Below are 24,632 nucleotides of genomic sequence, written 5' to 3'. Positions count from 1 at the left end.
TGCCTACTCTGAAACACGGTTTTCGGCTTCCCCGTTTTTAAAATGTTTTTTCAGGGACTGGGTAAGTTTATATTGTACCAGCTGATTTCCAATAATTGCGTACAAATGCTCATCGGTAATTCTAAAATCTGACATGGTATTATTTTTAATATTGTCGATGTACATACTGCCAATATATTCCTGAGATTCGGTATTATAGATGTCAATAACTTTGCTTTCCTTCCATCTGTTTAAAGATTCATGTCTCCCTCTTAATTGAGCAGGGTTAAATAACAGACCTCTGTATACGATCGCATGCCCGTTAACTTTTAGTGCAGGTTTAGACATTTTAGATTTTCCATTGGACAGCGATGTTACTTTAATCTGTGCGATTTTAGTCGTATCAATAGTTCTCCATCTGTGAATAAGCTGCATTGAATGGTTCATGACAAGAAACTGGTTTCTGTAACTGTAGATATAGCTGACAGTTGGTCTTATAGGATCAGATGAAAGATAGCCGTCGGAATCAAAAAAACCATCCAACTGCTTTTCAAGTAAATCAGGATGCAGTGTCACCTGATTTTTACCATTGTGATTGATTAAAATAGTTCCCAACGTTAAATTTCTGGTTTGAGATGAGAGGGTGCGAATGGCAATTTTATTACTGTCAATAATTTCAAGCTGGCTAAAAAATGCATCGTTAAAACTGATTATTTTGCTTTTTACATCACCTAATTTGCCTTTTAATATGATGGGTACATTTCCATCATAGATATAATAATGGTGATCTTTAACTTTAATCTCTATTTTTTTAAATGGATATTTGCTGAGTTCCAGATCAATCTTTGTATTTACAGCTTTCTTTAAAAGTGAATCAACTGCTAATAAATTTTGAGGGAGGCTTCGGTTAGCTAAGTAAAGCTCTTCATTTTTAGCACCAGCAAAATAAAATGAATGGTTCTCAAGATTCATACTTTTTACTTTTAAAATAGGATGCATCAGAAACCTTCTTGTAAAATTGTTTTCCTGTTTTATAATGTATTCTGACTTAAAAAACAAAACAATGACAAGAATACAACTCAAAATATTGGAAATTCCTAAGATCAATGCCGTTTTACGGTGAGTGTTATGATTTGCTCTTCCGATGATAAGAACAGATAGACATCCTATAACTACACAAAGAATATTAAAAATCAGATGTTCAGTCCATCCCATTTTTTCCAGGATCCCTCCACATGAGCAAGGGACAAAGTCACTGAAATTTAGAATGAGAAATATATAGATCGTAAATGCTGACATTAATGCAGTTGATAAGTATAATCCGATTAATCTCCTGCTTGGAAAAGTTAATAACAGTACAATAATTAATTCTACAATAATAACAGCATAAGAAATACCCCCTGCATAAGCACTTAGTAAAGGTGACTGAGCAATCTGTACTTGAAAGTTTTCAAAATCAAGCAATTTGCTCACACTTGCATAAACAAACAACAGAATAAAAAAGCAGGAAACAGTTTTGATAAAGATAGTTTGTACGTTTTTCATGGTATGTCATTATTGGGTTTAACAGACCTGAACCAATCTCCATTTAATCTTCCATCCGCAATATTCAGGCATCGGTTCACCCTTAAAGAGGGTCACAGTTGTTTTGAAATTCCCCATACTTTCCCAGATGCCACTCTTTGGACATGGTAAGCCTGTAACAACTGATATGGAGGTATGAGGAATCATGTTTTTTTGTTTTTAATCCTGAGTAAGCCGCCAATTATCACCGTCTCTGACAGGAGGATCTTTTGTTCCAGGATCTTCAATGACTTCTATGGATTTAGCAGAATCCTGTTTCATTACTAAGCCATTTATTGTGGGCTCTGATTTTTCAATATATTCACTATTTGAAATCATATCTTCATCTCGATGGGTGCAGTTTTGTAGACAAACTGCTGCGATGATTATGCTAAAAAAAGGGATAAACTTTTTCATTTTGATAATTTTAATTGGGTTATCCCGGCCGGATTATATTAGAATTCTGATGTCAAAATTATCCGGCTTATGAGCTAAAAAAAACTGTTATATGGCTCTATTTTTAAATTGTTACGTCTCAATTTTAAAATTAATACATGAGAATATCAGAATGTAAGTGGCTGTATTTGCATGTTTTACATGGTTTTTGCCTTTCCGTTATTTAATTCATTAATATTTGATTTATTTAAAACATAAATGTTTATTTTTGAGATGGTGAGGTTCTAAATATCAGTCTATGAAAAAGTTTTATTGCTTTCTCATCTTATTTCCTGTTTTTTCACAATTTTTATTTTCACAAAAGAAAGAGGAAAAAACTTTCAGTGAAATTAGAAAGCCTTATGAAAAAATGGCAATAGATGACATTCATGCAATGCCTTATGTAAAACTGTACATTGAGAAAGCAAAAAAAGAAAATAATTTTTCAAAGCTGATTCAAGGGTATAGAGATGCAAGACAGTTTGACTATAAAAACAAGATGAAGTATGCTGACAGTGCGCTTACTGTCAGTTTGCAGCATGGAAGCCAAGATGACATCAGTAAAGAATATTTAAGCAAGGGAATCATCTATTATTTTTATCAAAAAAAATTTAAGCTGGCTTTAAATGAATATATTAAAGCCTATACGCATTCAAAAGGCTCAAAAGATGAGTACCATAGGTATAAAGTCATTTATCATTTAGGAATTGTAAAAAGTCATTTGGGCTATTATGATGACGCCATGAAGCATTTTCTTGAATGTACTTCGTTTTACAGGTCAAAGCTTAATGAAAACCATCATGAAAATGAACAGTTTAACTATGAGAAGGCGTATCTCAACTGCTTACATCAATTGACTGTCCTCAACAGATATCTGCATCATTTTGCCAAGAGTGATAGTTTAAGCAATTTAGGTTATCGGCTAACTGCCAATAATAGTGATTTTGTACTTGAAAAAAGCTATTTCCTAAAATGCATCGGAATTTCCAGATTTCATCATAAAGATTATGTTGGTGCTCAGGATCACTTGCAAAAATCTTTACCCAATATTCTAAAGAGAAATGATTTCGCCTGGGCTTCTGTAGTATATTATTACCTGGGTAAAACATATGAAGCACAGGATAATGTAAATAGGGCTGTAGGATGTTATAACAAAATAGATTCTATTTTCAATAAACATGATTTTATACTTCCAGAGGTCTATAAGAGTTATCACTATCTTATCGATCATTATAAAGATAAAGACCTCGAAAAGCAACTGTACTATACCAATCAGCTTTTAAAAGCTGACAGTTTAATCAGTAAAGATTTTCCCTATTTATCCTTGAAACTTCATAAAGATTTTGACCGACGTACACTGATGGATGCAAAAGAAGAAATCGAGAGATCCAGTACTAAAAAAATAGTATTGGCTCAGATACTTATTGCTTCAGGAAGTGTAGTTCTTGGTTTTTTTGTTGTCCGGTATCGAAGAGATCAAAAGATAAAAAAACAATATCAGCTTCTTCAAAAGAGAATTGCTGAAGGAAAATATAATATGAATGATATTTTAAGAGAAGAAATGATAGAGCTGCCTGTAAGAAAGACTTCTCTTACCCCGGAAATGGCTTTAGAAATAAAAGAAAAGCTTCAGAAGTTTGAGCAGGAGCAACATTTCAAAAAGAAAGGGATTACACAGAAAAGTATTGCTTTAAAGCTGGGAACCAATTCCCACTATCTTTCGGTTTATATCAATGAACAAAAAGGGATGAATTTTAATAAATACATGGCTGAACTGAGAATTAATTATATCACTAACCTGCTTAATACCAACAGTAAATATTTAAATTATACTATCGAGGCGCTGGCTGATGAATGCGGTATAGCGGCACGCCAGAACTTTTCAAATCTGTTCTTTGATATCAATGGGATCAGACCTACTGATTATATAAAGAATCGGAAAAAAGAACTGGGTATTAGTTGATTAAGTCGTGCTTTAGGTAATTTTTGTAAATTCCTTAAAAAAGGACATGGTAACAAAAACTATTTTTAAAAGAGCTTCGAAGTTATTGGAGGATCTGGACCTAAAGATTAACGAAGTCAATGCTGACGGAAATGATCTGATCAAAATTTCAGAAAAGGCATTACTTATTATTGATGAGTCGATAAGGAAATTAAAACTTTTGGTTTCCAACCATCATTTTGATCATATTGCTGAAGAAGTATTCTTTTTTAAAAAACTGAAACCGCAGTTTATTGCAAAATTTATTTATTATTCAGCAGTACTGGATATTGAATCTCATAAGCCGGCTGCCGGAAATAAGACCTTAAAAAAATATTATGAAGCAGAACAGGAAAAATTGAAAGGCTTTTATTTAGAGCATTCTGAATTTTACAGTTACTATAAACGGGAAGCAACCTATCTTGATCATAAAATATTTGTTCGCAATTCCTACGACCTAAAAATGAAGCTATCATCCGGATTTTATAATTATGATCCGAGTTTTACAACTTCCCACGATCATATGATCGCCAGATTTATTTCTAATGAGCAATTCGATCAGTATTTAAAAAAGCAAATTGAAAATTCGAATAATAACTTTACGGCAAAAGTATTTTCTCCTTTGAGCTGGTCGGGGTCAAAGGTTGGTCTTATAGAACTTATTTATGCGCTTTACCAGATGCGTTGCTTTAACGGTGGTAATATAGAGTTAAGCGAAGTGATAAAATTTACAGAAAAGTCATTGGATTGCGATTTAGGTAACTTTCATAAAACCATCTTTGAAATCCGTAACCGAAAACAGGGACCAACCAAATTCCTTCAATTGGTGAGTGACAATTTGAATCAATATTTTATGAACAGCGATGCTGAATAACATACATACATACATACATACATACATACATACATACAAATGGAAACCTCAAATCGTATGGTATTTGAGGTTTCATTCTTTAATCCGATTTCAATAAATGTTGCAAATCAGGATCATTTTTTATTCGAGCCATTTCATCTTTGATGATATTGAGAATATCTGACTTAATTTCTCTGTAATTATCCTGAATCTGTCTGGTCATAGAATCATTCCCGTCTTGATCAATAAAGGATCGGATTGGTGGTATCTGCTGATAGCTTTTCGTTTCTTGACAAAGCTTAACATTGTCTACAACAATCTCGGAATGAAAAATCTTCTGCTGAGTCCTTTCATCAAAGTTATCAGATACAGCACCGACAAAAAATCCCTGGGTCAGGGTAGAGATCTTCGAAGCAGGTATCAAACTATCCAATTGGGTAGAAATAGAGGTCGAAGTATCATTCCTATTGATGGATATACTCTGTCTTTTTTGCAGTATTTTTCCAAAACGTTCAGATAAGGTTTTTGCTGTTTCCCCAACTACCTGACCGCTGAAAATATTGCCGACCGTATTCTGAATGACTTTACTTTCCTTATCTCCATAGTCTCTTGTCAACTGAGAAAAATCCTGGAATCCGAGACATACGGAAACTTTATTACTTCTGGCAGTAGCAATTAAATTATCCAGTCCTCTGAAATAAATGGTAGGCAACTCATCAATAATCACCGAACTCTTCAACTGTCCTTTTTTATTAATTAACTTAACAATTCTCGAATTGTACAACCCAAGAGCAGCAGAATAAATATTCTGACGATCAGGATTATTTCCAACACACAGAATTTTAGGCTCATTGGGGTTATTGATATCCAAAGAAAAATCGTCTCCGGTCATTACCCAATACAATTGTGGCGAGATCATTCTTGACAAAGGAATCTTTGCGGAAGCGATTTGCCCCTGCAATTGATCCTGGGCGCCCCCTTGCCATGCATCCATAAAAGGAGATAGGTAGTTCTCTAATTCAGAATAAGAAGTTAATATCGTAAAGACCTCTTCATATTTTTTGTTAAGCAGTTCAATAGCGTGTGGAAAAGTGCAGTATTTACCGTTCTTATATATCTTAAGAAACCATATGATGGCAGCTAGCAGTATGATAGGGCTCTCAACAAAGAAATCGCCCTGTTTTTGTATCCAGCTTCTGTTCAGATTCAGCATAATAGTGTAAGCCGCTTCATATGCATCCGATATATCTGTCATAAAATTAGGATTTAAGGGGTTACACCGATGGCTTTTTCTTGGGTCGTCAAAGTTGATGATATAGAATTTCGGCTTTACGGTATAAGCATCAGAATGATTGAGAAGATGGTTGTACGCAATAGTAGACAAATCATCGAATTTAAAATCATAGATATACATGGAAAATCCTTTTTCAATATGTTGTCTTATATAGTTGTTGACAACAGCATAGGATTTTCCTGAGCCTGGAGTGCCTAAGACAATGGTGGCACGAAAAGGATTTACGACATTAATCCATCCCTGATGCCACTTCCCTTGATAATAGAATTGTGTAGGAAGGTTGACAGAGTATTCATTATAGCGTAATTGGGTTTCCTGCTGAAAGCTTTCATTCTCATTGTTAAAAACATCGGTCATTAAGTCTGTTTTGAGTAAACGGCTTATCCAGACTCCTGCCTGCATCAGGAAAATGTATCCGGATCCAGTAGATAGAATATAAAGTACAGAAGTGAAACTGCTGGAAGATTGTAAGAGGATTGTGTTTAAAAAGAATAAGACAAAACCAATAGAAAAAACAATACTAATTTTTTTCCAGGTGATCTTTTCATTTTTTACGCCTTTGGTACCAAGACAACTCAAACCCAACAAAACAATTGCGAGCAACTTAGAATAAATAGGTTGAGAAAAAAGGCCTGCGGTCTTATTAAAATTATAAAGAATCTTATTGATAAGTTCCAGTGTCCATTGTTGCTGTGCAAAAAATCCGTAACAAAACCAATACAGATGCATTAGTATTAGAATAATGCTTACCGCTCGCATAAATGCCATGATTTTGGCAAGCCCTCTTAAATCGTCTTCACCCTGCATATAGCATTTTAGAAGCATAAATACAGGATTACATATTCTCAACTATAAATGCGTCGTTTCAAGCATTAGTTGGCTGACTTTGGCTCTTAGGACATAGGACAGCATCTTGCAAAAAAGAAGATTATTTTTTTCTTCTTTTTCTTTGTTGCTTTTTCATTTGTGATTCAAAAATTTGTTCCTCCTGATCCTCATTAGTATCTGAAGATAATAAACCGCTAAAAAATCCGTCAAAAACTCCGCTTATGCTATTCGTAAGAAATTGTTGTGTGCATATTTCCTGAGATAAATTAAAGTGATCATTATGATTGTATTTTGTTTCAGGCTTTGTTTCTACCTCATTCCATAGTTTGTTGAATGCGTTGGCTGAAAGCTCTTTACTCAACTGTGAACCATTCCAAACAGATTTGGAGTTATGATCTATAAATGTGATTCCGTAGATCCTTCCATCATCATTCTTTCGTATGACTGTAGCGATTCCCTGTTCCAAAAGTTGAGTCTTAAAAGAAGCTTCCGATTTACTTGTGCTAAGAGCGGTTTCTATAGTTCTTTTAAGAATGAGTTTTGAAGGATTATTTTTCATTTTTGAATTCTCAATGAGGACCTGAATATTTTCCAACCCTGCCTGTTTGCCAAAAAGGGATGATTTAAAAGGGGAACTTATTTTTTTTCCATTTTTATCTGTAGCAAAATAGACCATTCCTTTTCTCATTTTTCCATGCAGTTCTCCGCTAACTTCTTCACAGGAAATATTAAATTGAGAGAGTAAAGCGTTATATGCACCTATACTTTGAAAGCTGTAGGTTTGAGGCATGTGTCGTAGTATCGAGGATAATTGTATTTTGATATTCCCCTTAGTATAATCTACAGGTTTGAAAATAAAGTTTTGATTTGAATTTCTATTTTCACCAGCAACTTTCAAATTATATTGTTTTTCCAATTTTCTGCAGGTTTCCATTGATCGGGAATGATCATAGCGATCTGATATTTTCTTTCCATTGATCTGGACACAGGTGGTCACAATATGAATGTGCGTTCTGTCAATATCAGTATGTTTAAAAACAACATACGGTTGATTTCCATAACCCATTTCCTGCATATATTGCTGGGCCATTTCCCGATAATCTTTGTCATTAACCTTATCTTCAGGATCAGGATTAAGTGAGATATGTCTTACCGGTTTTTCAGTTTTGTTATTGGCAATCAAATAGGGTTCAAAGTACTGATGAAAAAATTTAACCGAATAAGGTCGATCCCACAAATCAGGAATCTTATTAGTGAATAAAACCGTTCCTTTTTCGTTGTCCACCTTCTGTTGATTGTAGGTAATAGCACCCCATAGGTTTTCACCTTTTCCAATTTTAGCGATCATTTTTCAGAATTTTTTTGAATATGGTTTTGTTCAAATTCTTTGGTGAGTTCTATAATCTGCTTACCAATTAAAGCTAGTTCTCTGGTATGATTTTCCAGTTTAAAGAGATAGAAAGACGCTTTTTTCTCCGTGAAGTTTCGGTATAAAATTTTTACAATCTGATTATAATTGTTTCCAATCGACTGGAATTGGTAGAAGAATTTGGTCAATTGGGTATGATAATCTATTGTTGAAATATCAACTTTTACAATTTTTAATTCTTTCTGAAATAAAATTGTTGTAATAAATTTCGCTTTGTTACTCATTCCGGAAGCCTCATATAAATTTAAAAACTTTATATTTTTCTCATCCGTAAGTCTAAATACATGCCTGTTTTTACTTGGATTAAGTTTGGGCTTACGTCCGCCTTTGCTTTTTTTATTTACGTCCATCGCATTTAATTTAATATTAGTAAAATCACGACTTTGGAGTGGTTTTTAAAGCCCCAGCCAGGGCAAGTTGTTTTGAGGCACGAAAAAAGTTATGAGGCACTCAAAACATAACTTGCTCCTTTCGGGTGAAAGGAAATTTCAGTAATAAAGTAGATGTAATACTGATCGCATTCATAAAGTTCAATTTCCCAAGACCTCCTTAGTCTTCTGAAACAAAGTAAACCACAATCATTTGTAGTGACAGTATTAGATAGAAAGCCAAAGAAAGTCACTTAAAGCCAAAAACGACCATTAAGAATATTTCGAAGAAGAAATCGTATTCATTTGTATCAGATTGAGGGCGTGATTTCCTGACTGCAGATCTGATAGAAATCCTGAATAGTGGAAATCCAGCATGCCAGCCTTCCGGAATTCCAGCCGTTAAGATAGTCTCTGTGAAAGATAGTCTTCAGGAAAGCAATTTTTCAGGATTGCAGGATAAATGGCATTCAGCCATAACTGATTGAAGTCAATACAGCTTTAGGGAATTCCGTCCAGTAGCACTGAAAGCAGTATAGGGAACCTGATATATGTATTGCCCAGTGGCTGTCAATCAGTCTTTCTTCCCAATTATTTATAACCAAAATCAAGCAAAATGAAAACAAAGAACCAACCCACAATTATTGCATTTTCCACTCAAAAAGGAGGGGTAGGAAAAAGTACATTTACCACACTTATGGCAAGTCTCCTTCATTACCGGATGGGGTATCAGGTCGCTGTATTTGACTGTGACTTTCCTCAGTACAGTTTACTCCAGATGAGAGAGCGGGATTTAAAAATGGTGATGCAGAATGAGATTTTAAAAAAGATCGCTCACAAACAATTTACGAGTATTAATAAAAAAGCGTATCCCATTTTCCAGAGTAAAGTCGATCAGGTTTTAGAGGATATAGATGCTTATGTTGAAGGATCTGAAACAATTCCTGATGTTATATTTTTAGATCTACCGGGAACTGTGAATACCGCCGGTATTTTAAAAACTTTGACGAAAGTCCATTATATTTTTTCTCCTATTACTGCGGATCGTGTAGTGCTGGAAAGTACGTTAAGTTTCACCGATGTTCTAACCAATGTGTTGATGAAAGAAACTCAAACTGGAATCCGGGCTGTAAATCTTTTCTGGAATCAGGTGGATGGAAGAGAACGGACGTTGCTCTACAAAAACTACAGTAAAGTGATTTCAGATTTAGGACTGCCACTTATGGAAACAAGTATTACAGACAGTAAAAGATTTCGGAAAGAGGGAGAGTCGACATCAAAAACGGTTTTCAGATCGACTTTACTGCCTGCAGATCCTAAATTGTTAGCTCAGTGCAGGCTGGATCAATTTGTAGAAGAATTTTTAGGAATTGTAAAACTATAAGAGTATGGAATATGAAAAAAATAACAATGATGATAGGGGGATCGATGAACAATATCTGATGTCCATTATGGCAGGAAGTCCTAAGAAGGAAGTTATTTCAAAAACTGATGATCCTCCAAAGGAGAAGGGTGAAGCAAAAAATAAGTTGAAGAATAAAAAAACATCAGATTTAAGTTATGTTGAGCAGTTTCTTACTCATCATACAATGACTAAGCGGGGTGATAAAAGTATCTATATCCGTCCTGAATATCACGAGCGCCTCTCGCGTATTATTCAAATCATTGCCGATGACCAGATTTCTCTGTATGCTTATCTGGATAATATACTGGCGTATCATTTCGAAATGTTTGAAAAGGAAATTACTGATGATTTCAATAAAAAATACCGTCCCATTTTTTAATATCATTTTATGGAAAAAATAATCATTACAGGTTTATTAATCGCTATCATTCTAATTCTTCTCGACAGAAGATTCCCAGTCAATGTCCGTGCGAAAGATAGGGGTAATACTAAGAAAAGTTCTCCACCGATAATGGGAGATATTAAGCAAACAAAAAGAAAAGGTTGGCCAGTTAAAGCCACTGAAAGCCACCTTGAATTTACTTCATTAGCAGAAGATAATTTTGAATCAGAAACCAGAGACGGGAAAGCTGAGGATGTAACCGAGAATAAAAACCTTGATGATATTCTAATCAAGGATAATTGGGGGCAGGAGGAAGAGGATTGGAAGTATCAGGGCTCTAATATCGAAAGCGGGTTTGCTACAGGGGTTACCTTTCAGGAATTGAGTACTGCGGGTCAGCTGTTACAGCGGAAAATGCTGGAACCTGATTTAGAACAGCAAGCAGTTGCTATAATTCAAAAAATTCATGGGACCGAGCTTTTTGATCTTTTGGAGAATTCGTTGGGGGAGGCTTCGAAGCGTATTTCAAATTTGTTAAGTCAGAGCATTTCGAATGATGTTCAAGGCATATCTTCCAGTTACAAAGATGGTGTTGAAGGTTTCGATATTGGGGAGTTTGTTTAGGCAAATTCCCCTTTTGTTATTAATAAATTTCAACTAAGATCTGTTATCAAACAATTCATGCAGTTTTTTCTGCAGAACCTTTTTGTCGGGAAGCTGCGTTTTGTATTCAGAAACCATTGTCGGAGAAAGACTTCTACTCAGCGCATATTCTACTACTTCGCTGTCTTTGTCTTTACAAAGCAGTACGCCGATGCTTGGATTTTCGTTCTGACGTTTAACATCCCTGTCCAGCGCTTCCAGATAAAAGTTAAGCTGACCCAGATGTTCGGGTTTGAATTTATCTGCTTTCAGTTCGAAAGCGACAAGGCATTGCAGCCCCCTGTGGAAGAATAAAAGATCGATATAAAAATCAGAATTGCCGACCTGTACTTTGTACTCTTCGCTGATAAAAAGAAAATCCCGTCCTAACTCCAGGATAAAATTTTTCATCTGCTCAATTAAACCTTTTTGGAGATCATTTTCATTGAATGTTTCAGGCAGATTTAAAAAGTCAAATACATAGCTGTCTTTAAATGTATTGACTATATCAGCGTTAGTTTCTCTCAACACTGTTGAGAGTTTTGAATTTCCAATCATCGTTCTTTCAAAAAGGCTGCTGGATATCTGTCTCTCTAACTCCCGGAAGCTATAATTTTCCTGTTTGGTCAACTTGATATAAAATTCCCTTTCCTCGATTGATTTACATCTGGAGAATATGGACAGATTATGAGACCAGCTGATTTCTCTCAACAGTGTTGAGATTTTTGGAAATTCCTTGTAAGTCTCATAAAACTGCTTCATTCTCCAAAGATTCTTATCCGAAAAACCTTTTAGTTCAGGTTCATGAGTCTGGATAAACTGAGAAAGTTCTTTAACCACAGATTGTCCCCATTCACTCAGCTCAACCTTTTTGCTGATATACTCACCAATATTCCAGTATAGATCGATGAGTTCCTCATTGACTTTTCTTATCGCATTGTTACGAGACTGTTTGATGAGCTCAATAATATCTGTGAACCTTTTATCCATGATTTCTCTTTTTTGAAATTCCTTACAAATTTACAATTAATTGTACAGGAATTCTGACTGGCGCACGGTTCTTTAACAGCCAAAAGATTCCATCCAATGCCATTCCTGTTACTGAGTATCTAGACTCGGACATCTTTGTCTTCAAGCCCGTAAAGTGCGGGTTTCATAATCAAAAATCTGTTCATTATGAAAAAACAAAGAAAAAAATTGCTGTATGCTGTTTTAACATTCGTAACAATTAATTTGGTATTCGGCCAAGGCAATGGTTCAGCCGGAATCAACGAAGCTACACAGATGGTCACCTCTTATTTTGAGCCGGCTACCCAATTAATTTACGCCATAGGTGCAGTAGTAGGACTCATTGGAGGAGTCAAGGTTTACAACAAATTCAGCAGTGGTGATCCTGACACCAGTAAAACGGCTGCCAGCTGGTTCGGAGCATGTATCTTCTTAATTGTTGCCGCAACCATTCTTCGTTCATTCTTCCTTTAAATGACAATTATGAATAACTATCATATCAATAAAGGAATAGGAAGGACGGTAGAGTTCAAGGGACTTAAAGCGCAATACCTCTTTATCTTCAGTGGAGGACTCTTAGGAATATTGATCTGTATCATGGTTATGTATATGGCAGGCGTCAATACCTATCTGTGTTTAATTCTCGGAGGAATCAGCAGTGGACTTCTTACCGGGCAGACTTTCGCACTGAATAGGAAATACGGGGAACATGGTCTGATGAAAATGGGTGCTCAAAAAAAGCATCCAAAATACATCATCAGTCGAAAGAGTATTTATCGGTATTTGAGAAACAATCGTAAAAGAACAGACGTATGAGAAATTCTTCCAAAGCAGCAACCTTCGAAAGTAAATTTCCACTACTTGCGATTGAAAATGACTGTATCATTTCAAAGGATGCTGATGTTACGGTTTGCTTTAAGGTCAGACTCCCCGAACTTTTTACTGTCGCTTCCGCTGAGTATGAAGCCATGCATTCCGTTTGGTTCAAAGCCATTAAAACACTCCCGGATTTTACTGTGGTTCATAAGCAGGATTGGTTTATTAAAGAGAACTATAATCCTGAGCTTTCAAGAGAAGATCAGAGTTTTCTTTCCAAATCATTTGAAAGACATTTCAATGAGAGACCTTTTTTAAATCATTACTGCTATCTCTTTATAACGAAAACCAATAAGGAAAGAATGCGGATGCAGAGCAACTTTTCATCACTCTGTAAAGGAAAACTGATTCCAAAAGAGATCAAGGACAAAGAAGTCATGAATCGATTTCTTGAAGCGGTCGATCAGCTGGAGCGGATTATGAATGACAGTAGTTATATCCATCTGGAAAGGATGACAGAAGATGAGATAGCAGGAACTTCCGAGAGGTCAGGACTACTGGAACAGTATCTGACTCTATCCCGTGAAACCCATCCGTCATTGCAGGACATCAAATTAGGCTCGGAAGAAATGCGGATTGGTAATAACCGGATTAGTATGCACACCTTATCGGATACTGAGGATTTACCAGGCACAGTCTCATCACATAATCGGTATGAGAAGTTAAGCACAGATCGCAGCGACTGCCTTCTGTCATTTGCTTCTCCGGTGGGACTTCTGCTCAATTGCAATCACATTTATAACCAATATCTGTTCATCGACAACAGTGATGAGAACCTTCGTCAGTTTGAAAAATCTGCCAGGAATATGCACTCTTTAGCAAGATACAGCAGAGCCAATCAGATCAATAAGGAATGGATAGAAAAGTATCTGAATGAAGCACATTCTTTCGGGTTACAATCTATCCGCGCTCATTTTAATGTAATGTCATGGTCTGACAATCCTGCTGAACTCAAGCAGTTAAAGAATGATACGGGAAGTGCTCTAGCCTTGATGGAATGTAAACCTCGTCACAATACTACTGATACAGCAACATTATATTGGGCTGGAATTCCCGGTAATGCAGGCGATTTTCCTAGTGAAGAGAGCTTTTACACATTTATTGAACCTGCTTTGTGTTTTTTCACAGAGGAAACCAACTATCAGGATTCTCCATCCCCATTTGGGATCAAAATGGCTGACCGCCTGACTGGAAAACCCATTCATTTGGATATTTCGGATTTGCCGATGAAGCAGGGAATTATAACAAACCGAAATAAATTTATTCTTGGTCCTTCAGGAAGTGGGAAATCTTTCTTCACCAATCATATGGTACGGCAATATTATGAGCAGGGCGCTCATGTGCTATTGGTTGATACCGGAAATTCCTATCAGGGATTATGTGAACTCATTAAAGGTAAAACCAAAGGAGAGGATGGCGTGTATTTCACCTATACAGAAGACAATCCTATTGCTTTCAATCCATTCTATACCGATGACGGTGTCTTTGACATTGAAAAAAGGGAGAGTATAAAAACCTTAATTCTGACACTTTGGAAGAGAGACGATGAACCACCGACCCGTTCAGAGGAAGTGGCTCTGTCCAATGCAGTCAGCGGATATATCGAAAGGATTAAAATTAATGATCAGCATCCTTCTTTCAATGGATTCTATGAATACGTCAAAGATGACTATCAGAAAGTACTGGAGCAAAAGAAAGTCAGGGAAAAAGACTTTGATGTTGCCAACTTTCTCAATGTACTGGAACCTTACTATAGAGGAGGAGAGTACGACTATCTGCTCAATTCAGAGAAGCAGCTGGACTTGTTATCCAAGCGTTTTATTGTCTTTGAAATCGATGCTATTAAAGATCATAAAATTCTGTTCCCTATTGTAACTATTATCATAATGGAGGTCTTCATCAATAAGATGCGAAGACTCAAAGGAGTCAGAAAACTCATTCTCATCGAAGAAGCCTGGAAAGCCATTGCCAAGGAGGGGATGGCTGAGTATATCAAGTACCTGTTCAAGACCGTCAGGAAATTCTTCGGAGAAGCCATTGTAGTAACTCAGGAAGTCGATGATATCATTCAGTCACCGATTGTGAAAGAAAGTATCATTAATAATTCGGATTGTAAGATTCTTCTTGACCAAAGGAAGTATATGAACAAGTTCGATGATATTCAAGCGATGCTGGGATTGACTGATAAAGAAAAGTCCCAGGTGCTGTCGATCAATATGAATAACGATCCGCGAAGATTGTATAAAGAAGTCTGGATTGGACTGGGTGGAACGCACTCTGCAGTCTATGCGACTGAAGTTTCTACCGAAGAATATCTGGCTTATACCACTGAAGAAACGGAAAAGATGGAGGTGATGAACCTTGCATCAGAACTTGACGGCAATGTAGAACAGGCCATCAAGAGGATTTCTCTTAAGAGAATCAAATCGAATATAAAAGACAATTAAATCATTTAAAAATTTTCAACAATGAAAAATTTAATCATTAAAACCTTAATGGTAGCATTTTTTGCTGCCGTAACCTATACAAAAGCACAATTTGTAGTGACCGATCCTGCAAACCTGGCATCTGGAATTTTAAACTCTGCCAATGAAATTGTACAAACTTCTTCAACGGTATCTAACGTTGTTAAGAACTTCAATGAAGTTAAGAAAGTATATGAACAGGGTAAAGAGTACTATGACCAGCTGAAAGCCATCAACAATCTCGTTAAGGATGCCAGAAAAGTACAGCAGACCGTTCTTTTGGTAGGCGATGTTTCCGAGATGTATGTGAATAATTTCGGTAAAATGCTGAGTGACCCCAACTTTAATGCTCAGGAACTGGCTTCCATTGCCAATGGTTATTCTGCACTGCTGACGGAGAGCACGGAACTGTTAAAAGAACTAAAGGAGATTATTACTTCCAACGGGCTTTCTTTGAATGATAAAGAAAGGATGGATGTTGTGGACAGAGTTTATAAGGAAGTTAAAGCGTATCATAATTTAGTTAGATACTACACCAATAAGAATATTTCGGTCAGCTATCTGAGAGCAAAAAAACAGAACAATACCCAAAGGGTGTTAAATCTTTACGGAACCTCCAATCAAAAATACTGGTAAGATGGAACCACGCAACTTACACGAAGTCCTGCGTTCCGTTTATGAGGAAATGATGCCGATGTGCGCCGATATGGCTGCTGTGGCAAAAGGAGTCGCAGGATTAGGTGCTTTATTCTATGTAGCACTAAAAGTCTGGCAGTCCTTGAGCCGTGCCGAACCTATAGATTTGTTTCCCATGCTGAGACCTTTTGCCATAGGCATCTGCATTATGTTTTTTACCACATTGGTTTTAGGAAGTCTTAATGGGGTAATGAGTCCGATTGTTCAGGGGAGCCATTCAATGCTGGAAAATCAAGTGTTGGATATGAATGAACTGCAGCGGAAAAAGGATCTTTTGGAGCGTGAGGCGATGCTCAGGAATCCGGAGATGGCTTACCTTATTTCAAATGAAGAATTTGATAAAAAGCTGGAAGAGCTTGGATGGTCACCATCGGATTTGGTCACGATGTCCGGAATGTATATAGAAAGGCAAATGTTTGCCATCAAGAAAGATATCAGGGATGGTTTTCGTGAGTTTTTAGAAATTCTGTTTCAATCAGCAGCCTTAGTTATTGATACCATCAGAACCTTCTTTCTGATTGTCCTTTCAATATTAGGACCTATCGCATTTGCCATTTCTGTATGGGATGGTTTTCAGACGACATTGAGCCAATGGCTGACAAGATACATCAGCGTTTACCTATGGCTTCCTGTTGCTGATATATTCAGTGCTATTCTTGCCAAAATACAGACTTTGATTTTAGAACGGGATATCGAGATGCTCGCAGATCCCACTTTCATTCCTGATACCTCCAATACGGTATACATTATCTATATGGTAATCGGCATTATCGGTTATTTTACTGTACCGACGGTAACAGGCTGGGTGATTCAGGCTGGAGGCGCCGGCAATTTCATGCGTAATGTAAACCAAACTGCTACGAAATCAGGTAATGTTGCGGGAGCAGCAGTAGGTTCTGCCACAGGAAATATTTCAGGAAGATTATTAAAATAAAAATACAGTTCTATGGAATTTAAAACATTAAGAAATATTGAGAGCAGCTTCAAGCAGATACGTTTGTTTACATTCGTTTTTGCGGTGTTGTGTTTTGGAGTCGTAGGGGTAGTTGTCTTTAAATCCTATCAATTTGCCGAGAAGCAGCGTCAGAAGATCTACGTGCTGGACAACGGCAAATCATTAATGGTCGCGCTATCTCAGGATATGTCGATCAACAGACCTGTAGAAGCAAGAGAGCATGTGAGACGATTTCACGAATTATTCTTCACCATAGCACCTGATAAGAATGCTATTGAAAATAATGTCAAAAGGGCTTTCAATTTAGCTGATCAATCCGCATTCAATTACTATAAAGACCTTCAGGAAAAAGGTTACTATAACAGAATAATTTCCGGTAATATCCAGCAGAGAATTGAGGTAGACAGTGTCGTTGCCAATTTTGACACTTACCCTTATGATGTTAAAACATACGCAAGACAGTTTATAATCAGGTCCAGCAATCTTACCATCAGAAGTTTAGTCACTAATTGTTCACTGGTTAATTCTGTAAGGTCTGACAGCAATCCTCAGGGATTTATCATTGAAAAATTCAACGTGCTTGAAAATAGAGATGTCGAAACTGTTGAACGCTAATAAGACCGATATGAAAAAACTAAGAGATACACTCGAAAATTATGTTGTAAAGATTGATACACACTGGAAATCTCTTCCGGTAGAGCGACAAAAATTCCTGACTAAGGTTTTCTTTAGTGGTTATGTTTTGATAACCGTCATCGTCATTGTCAATATCTGTATTTCTACAGGTCAAAGAAGTAATGCCATTTCTATCAATCATATTGACGGCATTTCTAAGAAACCTATCGAAAAAGGATCGACGCATAATGAAATAGTAAACTCATCCACTAAAAAATAGAATATGAAAGATTCAGAGAAAATTAGAGTGACAGAAAATGATCTCTCCCAAAATTCTAACGGAGTGAATGATCATCCCAAGGCTCAATGGGAAAGATTAAAGAAACCTTTCATCTACTTTTTGATGGCTGCTGTATGTGCATCTTGCTTTTATCTCATCTTTAAGCCCAAAACCGATCATACCATTATTGAAGAGGCTGGCTTTAATGCAGCTATTCCACAGGCAAAAGACGGTCAATTGCAGTCTGATAAGCAAAAGGCTTATGAGCAGCAGTTATTAGAGCAAAAGAATGAAGAAAAGCGAAATTCAATAACAACTTTATCAGATTACTGGAATGACCAGAACGGTGCAAACTATAATAGCAACCCACCTTCTTCAACATCCACTAAAAGTGTATTTCAGCAATCCGATCAGAATGCTCTGAACAGTTATCGAAATGCACAGCAGACCTTAAGCTCTTTCTATAATCGGGATGATCAGGAGGTCAATAACTTAAGGAAAGAAATTTCAAGGCTAAAGAATGAGTCAATGCAAAATCATGCTGTTCCTGCGGGTTTGGGAATCAACGACCAGTTAGAGCTCATGGAAAAATCGTATCAAATGGCTGCTAAGTATCTTCCAATGACGCCAAAGCAGGAAAAACCAGCAGAAAAAGCAGAGGTCGAAAGGTCAACGGAAAAGAAGGTTAAACTGACTTCAGCAATACCGGTACGTTCCAATGTTGTTTCCTCATTATACAGAGACCAGTCGGATAGTGCTTTTATCGCAGGTTTGAATCATAATAGATTTTATGGCAGTCAAAATAATTCAGAAAACTCAGTTCAGACAAAAAACGCAATAAAAGGAGTGGTCTATGAAACTAAGACTTTGGCAAACGAAAGTACTTTATCTATAAGGCTTTCAGAAGCGATGAAAGTCGGACGAGCTGAAATTCCAACTGGAAGTTTACTGATTGCAGTAAGCAAATTTCAGGGTGGGCGACTTCAGTTAAAAATATCTTCCATTCAATCTGAAGGTAATATCTATCCTGTAGAAATCAATGTTTATGACAATGACGGTCAGATGGGATTGTATGTTCCTTATTCAGTGGAGCAGAATGCGGTAAGCGATATTGTAGCTAATATGAGCCAGACTTCCGGTACCAATATTATGATGACCCAATCTGCAGGACAACAGATTGCAGCTGATCTGAGCAGGGGAGTAGTACAGGGACTGTCTGGTTATTTTCAAAAAAGAGTCAGACAATTGAAAGTAACTGTAAAAGCTGGTCATCAAGTTTTACTCTTACCCAAAAATAACTAATCAAAAAATTAAAAATGAATACACAAAAGAGTCATTATATACTCATTATGCTATTACTTCTATTAATAAGCAAAGCATTTGGACAGGATTCTGTGGCTACCTATTATTCCTTGGAAGAGGGAAAATTAGAGCCTTTCAGGATACAGGTTACCTATAATAAAACCAGTCATCTGATATTTCCTACATCGATACGATATGTTGACCTGGGAAGTGATCTCTTGGTTGCCAATAAGGCAGAGCCTATAGGAAACGTGCTTAGGATTAAGTCAGCTGTCAGGGATTTTGAAGAGGAAACTAATTTTTCGGTCATTACTGAAGATGGAAAATTTTACAGTTTTGATGCATCTTACAGTTCTTATCCCGATATATTAAGCTATGATTTAATAAAACTTCAAAGGGGTATTGAAAGGCAATATGCTACTGATGTATTATTTGAAGATCTTAAAGGAAGCTCAACTTCTCTCACCTGGCTCATTATGGAAAATCTTTACAGGAAAAGCAACAGAACTATTAAGCATATAGTTTCGAAAAGTTATGGAATTGAGTTTTCGGTCAGGGCACTGCACATTAATGACAGTAAATTTTATTTCACATTGCAGGTTAAGAATCAAAGTAATGTGGGGTATGCTATTGAGCTGGTCAATTTTAAAATTGTCGATAAAAAGAACTTAAAGAGAACGGTCGTTCAGGATAAGATTTTAGAGAAGGTTCGCACCTATTTCACGGAAAGTATAGTAGCTGATCATTCAGTAAGTAAAGGGATTTATATGCTTGATCAGTTTACGCTCTTAAAAGATCAGCTTTTGGAGATTGAAATTCTGGAAAAGAATGGGGGAAGGCATCTAAAAGTACAGCTTGAAAACGAAGATCTGGTTCATGCAAGATTGATACATAGTTTAACCATTAAAACGGAGTAAGATGCACAAAATATTTTTAACAGTCGTCTTCATGATGATAATGAGTAGCAAAATATTTGCTCAACAGATGATTCCTAAGCAAATTGGTATTGAATTTACTTATTCGGTATTTCCAAAATCTCCTGCAAAGCAAAATTATATGTTAAGTACGGGGTTTGTTTCTTACTCGAAGAATGGTAATTATTTTTTTGGACTGGCAGAATATGGTAGAAAATATTATAAATACACAGGCTGCGATATCCCTATAGATAGTTTCCTGCTGAGTGGTGGGTACAGTTTTTATGTTTGGGGAGACTTTATGCGAAATGTCAATTTTAATCTGGGAATTGGAGGTCTTGTTGGTTATGAGCAGATTAATAGAGGTGATGAATTGTTGTATGATGGATCAAAGCTTAACTCTACAGGTAATTTTATTTATGGGACGAACGGTAAGCTGTCTATTGAAAGCTATCTGACTGAGCATTTAGTTTTCCTGGTCAACGGGCAACTTCGCTTTTTGAAAAATAGTCAAATGGCTCAAGTGAGTTCATTATTCGGTGTTGGAATAAGATATAACTTCTAAAATAGTGTAAAATGAAAAATAAAATTAATACAGTTAAAATACAATTCAAGTGTTTCTTGCTACTATTTGTAATCGGACTATTTATACAATCATGTGAGAAAGATGATTTGGAAATTCAGCAGAACTATCCTTTTAAGGTTTCGGTTATGCCGGTTCCCAAGGATATCGCTAAAGACGAGTATGTGGAGATTCGTATCAAAATTCTTCCTGAAGGTAATTTTGCTGACACCAAATATTATCTTCGATATTTTCAGTTTGAGGGAACAGGAAAGCTACAGTATTATAACACTCAACCCTATTTTCCCAATGATATTTATCCTCTGTATGAGAAAGAGTTCAGATTGTATTATACTTCAACCTCTGAAGTTTCACAATCATTTACGGTATGGCTTTCAGACAGTTTTGGAAATGAAAATAAAATTGAGTTTCAATTCAACAACAAGAAACTAGACGGATAAATATAATTTCTTTAGCTTGCAAATTAGGTGTCTTAATATATTTCTACACCAAATAAAACCCTCCAAAATGAGGAGGGTTAGATAATTTGTACTGAAGGCAGTACGACTATTATGGTGTAGCAAATATATGCACTATATTTATAAGTACTTTATGATTTAAAGCATGAGGAGAGTATAAGTCGAAGCTCTTATGAAAAAGAACTTTTGTAGATATATTGATTTTTAGACTGTTTGTCCAACCTATTGTAATCCTATCACAATTATTAATAAGGAGGAGCATTGTTGATATTTGCGGAAAGATGGTTGGTCCCCTAAAGGACAAGCATCTTTCCGCGACGCTATAAGAATCCAGAGCCGTTTCCTGCTCTGGATTCTTATTTTTCAGAAATTTAAGTTTCTTATAAAATACCTTCATCGGAGAAAGAGAAGGAGTCTATTGAAGTTATTATACAATGATCAAGCAGTTTAATATTTAATAATTGTCCAGCCTCCTTTATTTTTTGTGTAATGTTTATGTCTTCACGAGAAGGCGTCAGGTTGCCGGAAGGATGGTTATGGGCTATAATAATTGATACGGCATTACATAATAAGGCCCCCTGCATGATAATTCTGATGTCAACAAGAGAAGAGGTAATTCCAGATTCTGATATTTTTTGTATTCCTAAGACCTTGTTAGCCTGGCTCATATACATTGAGTAAAATGACTCTCTGTAGTCGATCTGATCTGCATCAAAATGTTCCCGGAAAATATCTGTAGCATCTTGGGAGTTCAGTACCTTTTTTTCAGTATTTCCTTTTCTTGTGTAGATCAATTTGATCTCATTTACGATATTATATTTCATTGTTATTGCTCCGAGTACGGCAGAGCCTTTTGTTTCCCGTACTTAAGTTAAAACAGCATTTATTTAAAACATCTTTGAACTGTTAGGTGTCTTTTTAGATCAAAAGCCTTTTCAATCCCTTCTCTGTCCTATTTCTTAAAAGCCTTTCAGGCTTCGCTGAATATTTTTCAAAAGAAAAACCGGAAAAAAGAAAGCAGATATGAAGTGTTGACAATGAAAAAAAACAAAAGGAAACGGAATAATTGGAGGGTACCTTTAGGGAGGAAACCGTTTATGCCGTAGTCTTTTGGTTGGATTAGCATGACGGCTGGCAACAATACCTTAGCTGCCTTTTTACCGGTTTATTATGGAAAATGTTTCTTGTAATAACAGTCAATAACCTGTTTTTGTATATGAAATGAATGTTTAAATTAACAATGTTGATTTTATTTGTATTTTAGTTGAATCTAAGAATGATGAATTTCTTTGCATCAATTTTCTCTTGTTGCACCTAAAAAATAAATTTAAACGTAATCACATCTTTTATAAATAAAAATTTTTTCCGCCTGATGGTTGATGTTAAGTGTTTCGTTTGATTTTACATGTTTCAAGCGTTAAACATTTATATTTAAAAGCCAAATACATCGCATAAGTGTCTGCGTTTAATTTCAGAACAGTTGTCCAATACTTTTATTAAAAATGTATTGATATGGAGAAGAAAGTTGAAATTAGTAACATTACCATAGAGGAGATTATCAAGATTTTTAAAGAAGAGGAGGGAATTGAATTAAGCATTGAGGAGGCGAAAGATATTTTAAGCTTTCTGACGATGCTCTTAAAAATTACCATTAAGAGTTTTTTAGAACAATAATATTTTCTAAGATTTATATATGAAAAAAGCCGATTTATATATCCGTGTGTCAACTGATGAGCAGGCAGATAAGGGATACTCGCAAAGAGATCAGGAGGAACGATTAAAACGTTATTGTGAAAACAGTAACATTAAAGTAGGTCAAATCATTTATGAAGATTACTCAGCCAAGACTTTTATCAGGCCAGAGTGGATTAAATTACTGGATACGCTAAAGAAAAAAAGCTCAAAAACGAATCTGCTGCTTTTTACAAAATGGGATCGCTTCAGCAGGAACGCTGGCGATGCGTATCAAATGATTAACATACTTAGGAAAATTAACGTTGAACCGCAGGCCATTGAGCAACCTTTAGATCTTTCAATTCCTGAAAATAAAATGATGCTGGCTATATATCTTGCTGCACCGGAAGTTGAAAACGACAGGCGCGCTCTGAATACTTATTATGGAATGCGCCGTGCTAAAAAAGAAGGCAGATTAATGGGAAGGGCACCTTATGGCTACGCTAACAGAATAACGGAGAACGGGAAAAAGTATGTAATTCCGAAGGAACCGGAAGCTTCCAATATGAAATGGGCATTTAATGAAATGTCCAAAGGCGTTTATTCAGCGAGCCAAATCATGGATATGATGAACAGAAAAGAAGGAAAGTCAGTTAAGATAAGTGCCTTTCTTGCAAGTTTACGCAATACCGCATATTGCGGGAAAATTTACGTGGAGCAATTCAATGAAGAGGAGGCTCATTTTGTTAAAAGTATTCATGAACCTTTGATCAGTGAAGAACTATTCGAAAAAGTTCAATGTATAATGGATGGAAATGTGAATCCAGCCAGACCTAATGTAAAAGTACTGTCTGACGATAATTTGCCATTAAGAGGTTTTCTTGTATGTCCGGAATGTGGTCATTTGATTACAGGCAGTGCCTCTACGGGACGTTCTGGAAATAAATATTATTACTATCATTGCCAGTCCCCGTGTTCATACCGTTACAAATCTGAGATTATTAATTCTAAATTTTTAGAAATATTGCAGTCATTGGAAATGCGCGCATCTATAAAAAATTATTTGAAAAAAGTGTTGATGCAAAATTTTGAAAAATTAATCAATAATCCCCAAAGAGAAAGGAAAGCAATTCTATTAGAAATAGATCGTTTAAACAGTAAATTGAAACAGGCAAGAAATAAACTGATGGAGGAAGTAATTGATGATGAAGATTATCTTGAAATTAAGACCGACTGTAAAGGACAAATTGAAAAGCTCGAAGTTAAATTAACTAAAGGAAAAGATAATAAGAAAATAGATTTTCAAAAACTACTAGACCAAGCATTATCGAACCTAGTAGACCTTGCGAAAGTCTATACTGATGGGGATATCGAGGTAAAACGTAAAATAATAGGTTCGATATTTCCTGAAAAATTGCAATTTTCAGAAAATCATTATCGAACCACCCGACCCAATGTTTTGCTCTCTTATATATACCAGATAAACAATGAGTTAGATATGAAAAAAAACCGGAAAGAAAGTGAATTATCACCTCTTTCCGGTCTTGTACCCAGGACCGGGATCGAACCGGTACTCCTAAGAACTGGTGTTTGAGACCAGCGCGTCTACCAATTCCGCCACCTGGGCCTGATGTTGATTTCAAACGT

At 36.1% G+C, this 24,632-nt stretch carries 26 protein-coding genes and 1 tRNA gene; 18 read left to right on the top strand and 9 right to left on the bottom strand.

The window, feature by feature from the left end; all coding sequences use genetic code 11:
- Positions 1-3: 3 nt before the first annotated feature.
- Genes AB1278_RS17385 through AB1278_RS17375 form a run of 3 tightly spaced genes read right to left on the bottom strand, consistent with a single transcriptional unit; the run spans position 4 to position 1,959 of the window.
- On the bottom strand, positions 4-1,524 hold the full coding sequence (locus AB1278_RS17385; RefSeq protein WP_429815989.1) for a DoxX family protein: 1,521 nt from the start codon (positions 1,522-1,524) through the stop codon (positions 4-6).
- A gap of 18 nt (positions 1,525-1,542) precedes the next feature.
- The gene (locus AB1278_RS17380) at positions 1,543-1,710 is read right to left on the bottom strand and encodes a hypothetical protein (RefSeq protein ID WP_156121964.1); all 168 of its coding nucleotides are present in this window, start codon (positions 1,708-1,710) and stop codon (positions 1,543-1,545) included.
- 12 nt (positions 1,711-1,722) lie between these two features.
- On the bottom strand, positions 1,723-1,959 hold the full coding sequence (locus AB1278_RS17375) for a hypothetical protein (RefSeq protein WP_162071561.1): 237 nt from the start codon (positions 1,957-1,959) through the stop codon (positions 1,723-1,725).
- Between the two features lie 277 nt (positions 1,960-2,236).
- Here AB1278_RS17375 and AB1278_RS17370 point away from each other — a divergent pair, with 277 nt between their 5' ends.
- A complete protein-coding gene (locus AB1278_RS17370) occupies positions 2,237-3,940 on the top strand; it encodes a helix-turn-helix domain-containing protein (protein WP_429815986.1) in 1,704 nt (567 codons plus the stop codon).
- 46 nt (positions 3,941-3,986) lie between these two features.
- Positions 3,987-4,832: an RteC domain-containing protein gene (locus AB1278_RS17365; RefSeq protein ID WP_429815983.1), complete on the top strand. Its 846-nt coding sequence runs from the start codon at positions 3,987-3,989 to the stop codon at positions 4,830-4,832.
- 79 nt (positions 4,833-4,911) lie between these two features.
- Here the strand turns inward: AB1278_RS17365 and mobC are convergent, their stop codons facing one another.
- The 3 genes from mobC to mobA all read right to left on the bottom strand — a co-directional run bounded on the left by mobC (position 4,912) and on the right by mobA (position 8,712).
- Positions 4,912-6,912 (bottom strand): conjugal transfer protein MobC, encoded by a 2,001-nt coding sequence (mobC, locus tag AB1278_RS17360; RefSeq protein WP_429817384.1) that lies wholly within the window; start codon positions 6,910-6,912, stop codon positions 4,912-4,914.
- Positions 6,913-7,033: 121 nt separating this feature from the next.
- Complete coding sequence (gene mobB / locus AB1278_RS17355) at positions 7,034-8,281, bottom strand: conjugal transfer protein MobB (protein ID WP_429815980.1); 1,248 nt, start codon at positions 8,279-8,281, stop codon at positions 7,034-7,036.
- A complete protein-coding gene (mobA, locus tag AB1278_RS17350; protein WP_429815977.1) occupies positions 8,278-8,712 on the bottom strand; it encodes a conjugal transfer protein MobA in 435 nt (144 codons plus the stop codon). Before mobA ends, mobB begins: the two co-directional genes overlap by 4 nt.
- Positions 8,713-9,346: 634 nt before the next feature.
- Here mobA and AB1278_RS17345 point away from each other — a divergent pair.
- Genes AB1278_RS17345 through AB1278_RS17335 form a run of 3 tightly spaced genes read left to right on the top strand, consistent with a single transcriptional unit; the run spans position 9,347 to position 11,141 of the window.
- Complete coding sequence (locus AB1278_RS17345) at positions 9,347-10,114, top strand: ParA family protein (RefSeq protein WP_429815974.1); 768 nt, start codon at positions 9,347-9,349, stop codon at positions 10,112-10,114.
- A gap of 4 nt (positions 10,115-10,118) precedes the next feature.
- A complete protein-coding gene (locus AB1278_RS17340) occupies positions 10,119-10,514 on the top strand; it encodes a DUF3408 domain-containing protein (RefSeq protein WP_034692228.1) in 396 nt (131 codons plus the stop codon).
- A gap of 9 nt (positions 10,515-10,523) precedes the next feature.
- Positions 10,524-11,141: a hypothetical protein gene (locus AB1278_RS17335; protein ID WP_429815971.1), complete on the top strand. Its 618-nt coding sequence runs from the start codon at positions 10,524-10,526 to the stop codon at positions 11,139-11,141.
- A 33-nt stretch (positions 11,142-11,174) separates the two neighbouring features.
- Here AB1278_RS17335 and AB1278_RS17330 read toward each other — a convergent pair whose 3' ends face one another.
- Complete coding sequence (locus AB1278_RS17330; protein ID WP_002980937.1) at positions 11,175-12,149, bottom strand: PDDEXK nuclease domain-containing protein; 975 nt, start codon at positions 12,147-12,149, stop codon at positions 11,175-11,177.
- Between the two features lie 186 nt (positions 12,150-12,335).
- On the opposite strand from AB1278_RS17330, the gene AB1278_RS17325 reads away from it, so the two are divergent.
- Genes AB1278_RS17325 through AB1278_RS17275 form a run of 11 tightly spaced genes read left to right on the top strand, consistent with a single transcriptional unit; the run spans position 12,336 to position 21,293 of the window.
- Entirely contained in the window at positions 12,336-12,641 is a 306-nt protein-coding gene (locus tag AB1278_RS17325) for a DUF4134 domain-containing protein (RefSeq protein WP_330746956.1), read from the top strand.
- A gap of 9 nt (positions 12,642-12,650) precedes the next feature.
- Complete coding sequence (locus AB1278_RS17320) at positions 12,651-12,983, top strand: DUF4133 domain-containing protein (RefSeq protein ID WP_429815968.1); 333 nt, start codon at positions 12,651-12,653, stop codon at positions 12,981-12,983.
- The gene (locus AB1278_RS17315) at positions 12,980-15,490 is read left to right on the top strand and encodes a TraG family conjugative transposon ATPase (protein WP_429815965.1); all 2,511 of its coding nucleotides are present in this window, start codon (positions 12,980-12,982) and stop codon (positions 15,488-15,490) included. The genes AB1278_RS17320 and AB1278_RS17315 overlap by 4 nt, the downstream gene beginning before the upstream one ends.
- A 48-nt stretch (positions 15,491-15,538) precedes the next feature.
- The gene (locus tag AB1278_RS17310; protein WP_429817381.1) at positions 15,539-16,144 is read left to right on the top strand and encodes a DUF4141 domain-containing protein; all 606 of its coding nucleotides are present in this window, start codon (positions 15,539-15,541) and stop codon (positions 16,142-16,144) included.
- Position 16,145: 1 nt separating this feature from the next.
- Complete coding sequence (gene traJ, locus AB1278_RS17305; RefSeq protein ID WP_429815962.1) at positions 16,146-17,138, top strand: conjugative transposon protein TraJ; 993 nt, start codon at positions 16,146-16,148, stop codon at positions 17,136-17,138.
- 12 nt (positions 17,139-17,150) lie between these two features.
- Positions 17,151-17,774, top strand: coding sequence for a conjugative transposon protein TraK (gene traK / locus AB1278_RS17300; protein ID WP_429815959.1), 624 nt, complete (start codon positions 17,151-17,153; stop codon positions 17,772-17,774).
- Positions 17,775-17,784: 10 nt separating this feature from the next.
- Complete coding sequence (locus AB1278_RS17295; protein WP_291902038.1) at positions 17,785-18,054, top strand: hypothetical protein; 270 nt, start codon at positions 17,785-17,787, stop codon at positions 18,052-18,054.
- A 3-nt stretch (positions 18,055-18,057) separates the two neighbouring features.
- Complete coding sequence (gene traM, locus AB1278_RS17290; protein WP_429815956.1) at positions 18,058-19,356, top strand: conjugative transposon protein TraM; 1,299 nt, start codon at positions 18,058-18,060, stop codon at positions 19,354-19,356.
- A 14-nt stretch (positions 19,357-19,370) separates the two neighbouring features.
- Positions 19,371-20,273 (top strand): conjugative transposon protein TraN, encoded by a 903-nt coding sequence (gene traN / locus AB1278_RS17285; RefSeq protein ID WP_429815953.1) that lies wholly within the window; start codon positions 19,371-19,373, stop codon positions 20,271-20,273.
- A 31-nt stretch (positions 20,274-20,304) separates the two neighbouring features.
- A complete protein-coding gene (locus tag AB1278_RS17280; RefSeq protein WP_429815950.1) occupies positions 20,305-20,835 on the top strand; it encodes a conjugal transfer protein TraO in 531 nt (176 codons plus the stop codon).
- Positions 20,836-20,846: 11 nt separating this feature from the next.
- Positions 20,847-21,293, top strand: coding sequence for a DUF3872 domain-containing protein (locus AB1278_RS17275; protein ID WP_062671368.1), 447 nt, complete (start codon positions 20,847-20,849; stop codon positions 21,291-21,293).
- Between the two features lie 398 nt (positions 21,294-21,691).
- Here AB1278_RS17275 and AB1278_RS17270 read toward each other — a convergent pair whose 3' ends face one another.
- Positions 21,692-22,135, bottom strand: a complete 444-nt coding sequence (locus AB1278_RS17270) for a JAB domain-containing protein (protein ID WP_291902055.1) — start codon at positions 22,133-22,135, stop codon at positions 21,692-21,694.
- 688 nt (positions 22,136-22,823) lie between these two features.
- Here AB1278_RS17270 and AB1278_RS17265 point away from each other — a divergent pair.
- Both AB1278_RS17265 and AB1278_RS17260 read left to right on the top strand, forming a co-directional pair.
- Positions 22,824-22,985 (top strand): hypothetical protein, encoded by a 162-nt coding sequence (locus AB1278_RS17265; protein WP_002980924.1) that lies wholly within the window; start codon positions 22,824-22,826, stop codon positions 22,983-22,985.
- Between the two features lie 19 nt (positions 22,986-23,004).
- On the top strand, positions 23,005-24,579 hold the full coding sequence (locus AB1278_RS17260; RefSeq protein WP_429817378.1) for a recombinase family protein: 1,575 nt from the start codon (positions 23,005-23,007) through the stop codon (positions 24,577-24,579).
- Here the strand turns inward: AB1278_RS17260 and AB1278_RS17255 are convergent.
- Positions 24,533-24,612: transfer RNA gene (locus AB1278_RS17255), tRNA-Leu, on the bottom strand. The genes AB1278_RS17260 and AB1278_RS17255 overlap by 47 nt on opposite strands.
- Positions 24,613-24,632 lie beyond the last annotated feature (20 nt).

Source organism: Chryseobacterium sp. NRRL B-14798, from assembly GCF_050470705.1.
GTDB classification, from domain to species: domain Bacteria; phylum Bacteroidota; class Bacteroidia; order Flavobacteriales; family Weeksellaceae; genus Chryseobacterium; species Chryseobacterium cupriresistens.
This window is presented reverse-complemented; position numbering and strand designations above follow the sequence as displayed.

Bases quoted from the DNA above. Each gene is read 5' to 3' on its own strand.
- AB1278_RS17385 (WP_429815989.1), bottom strand. From the start codon at position 1,524: ATGAAAAACGTACAAACTATCTTTATCAAAACTGTTTCCTGCTTTTTT.
- AB1278_RS17380 (WP_156121964.1), bottom strand. From the start codon at position 1,710: ATGATTCCTCATACCTCCATATCAGTTGTTACAGGCTTACCATGTCCA.
- AB1278_RS17375 (WP_162071561.1), bottom strand. From the start codon at position 1,959: ATGAAAAAGTTTATCCCTTTTTTTAGCATAATCATCGCAGCAGTTTGT.
- AB1278_RS17370 (WP_429815986.1), top strand. From the start codon at position 2,237: ATGAAAAAGTTTTATTGCTTTCTCATCTTATTTCCTGTTTTTTCACAA.
- AB1278_RS17365 (WP_429815983.1), top strand. From the start codon at position 3,987: ATGGTAACAAAAACTATTTTTAAAAGAGCTTCGAAGTTATTGGAGGAT.
- mobC (WP_429817384.1), bottom strand. From the start codon at position 6,912: ATGCAGGGTGAAGACGATTTAAGAGGGCTTGCCAAAATCATGGCATTT.
- mobB (WP_429815980.1), bottom strand. From the start codon at position 8,281: ATGATCGCTAAAATTGGAAAAGGTGAAAACCTATGGGGTGCTATTACC.
- mobA (WP_429815977.1), bottom strand. From the start codon at position 8,712: ATGGACGTAAATAAAAAAAGCAAAGGCGGACGTAAGCCCAAACTTAAT.
- AB1278_RS17345 (WP_429815974.1), top strand. From the start codon at position 9,347: ATGAAAACAAAGAACCAACCCACAATTATTGCATTTTCCACTCAAAAA.
- AB1278_RS17340 (WP_034692228.1), top strand. From the start codon at position 10,119: ATGGAATATGAAAAAAATAACAATGATGATAGGGGGATCGATGAACAA.
- AB1278_RS17335 (WP_429815971.1), top strand. From the start codon at position 10,524: ATGGAAAAAATAATCATTACAGGTTTATTAATCGCTATCATTCTAATT.
- AB1278_RS17330 (WP_002980937.1), bottom strand. From the start codon at position 12,149: ATGGATAAAAGGTTCACAGATATTATTGAGCTCATCAAACAGTCTCGT.
- AB1278_RS17325 (WP_330746956.1), top strand. From the start codon at position 12,336: ATGAAAAAACAAAGAAAAAAATTGCTGTATGCTGTTTTAACATTCGTA.
- AB1278_RS17320 (WP_429815968.1), top strand. From the start codon at position 12,651: ATGAATAACTATCATATCAATAAAGGAATAGGAAGGACGGTAGAGTTC.
- AB1278_RS17315 (WP_429815965.1), top strand. From the start codon at position 12,980: ATGAGAAATTCTTCCAAAGCAGCAACCTTCGAAAGTAAATTTCCACTA.
- AB1278_RS17310 (WP_429817381.1), top strand. From the start codon at position 15,539: ATGGTAGCATTTTTTGCTGCCGTAACCTATACAAAAGCACAATTTGTA.
- traJ (WP_429815962.1), top strand. From the start codon at position 16,146: ATGGAACCACGCAACTTACACGAAGTCCTGCGTTCCGTTTATGAGGAA.
- traK (WP_429815959.1), top strand. From the start codon at position 17,151: ATGGAATTTAAAACATTAAGAAATATTGAGAGCAGCTTCAAGCAGATA.
- AB1278_RS17295 (WP_291902038.1), top strand. From the start codon at position 17,785: ATGAAAAAACTAAGAGATACACTCGAAAATTATGTTGTAAAGATTGAT.
- traM (WP_429815956.1), top strand. From the start codon at position 18,058: ATGAAAGATTCAGAGAAAATTAGAGTGACAGAAAATGATCTCTCCCAA.
- traN (WP_429815953.1), top strand. From the start codon at position 19,371: ATGAATACACAAAAGAGTCATTATATACTCATTATGCTATTACTTCTA.
- AB1278_RS17280 (WP_429815950.1), top strand. From the start codon at position 20,305: ATGATGATAATGAGTAGCAAAATATTTGCTCAACAGATGATTCCTAAG.
- AB1278_RS17275 (WP_062671368.1), top strand. From the start codon at position 20,847: ATGAAAAATAAAATTAATACAGTTAAAATACAATTCAAGTGTTTCTTG.
- AB1278_RS17270 (WP_291902055.1), bottom strand. From the start codon at position 22,135: ATGAAATATAATATCGTAAATGAGATCAAATTGATCTACACAAGAAAA.
- AB1278_RS17265 (WP_002980924.1), top strand. From the start codon at position 22,824: ATGGAGAAGAAAGTTGAAATTAGTAACATTACCATAGAGGAGATTATC.
- AB1278_RS17260 (WP_429817378.1), top strand. From the start codon at position 23,005: ATGAAAAAAGCCGATTTATATATCCGTGTGTCAACTGATGAGCAGGCA.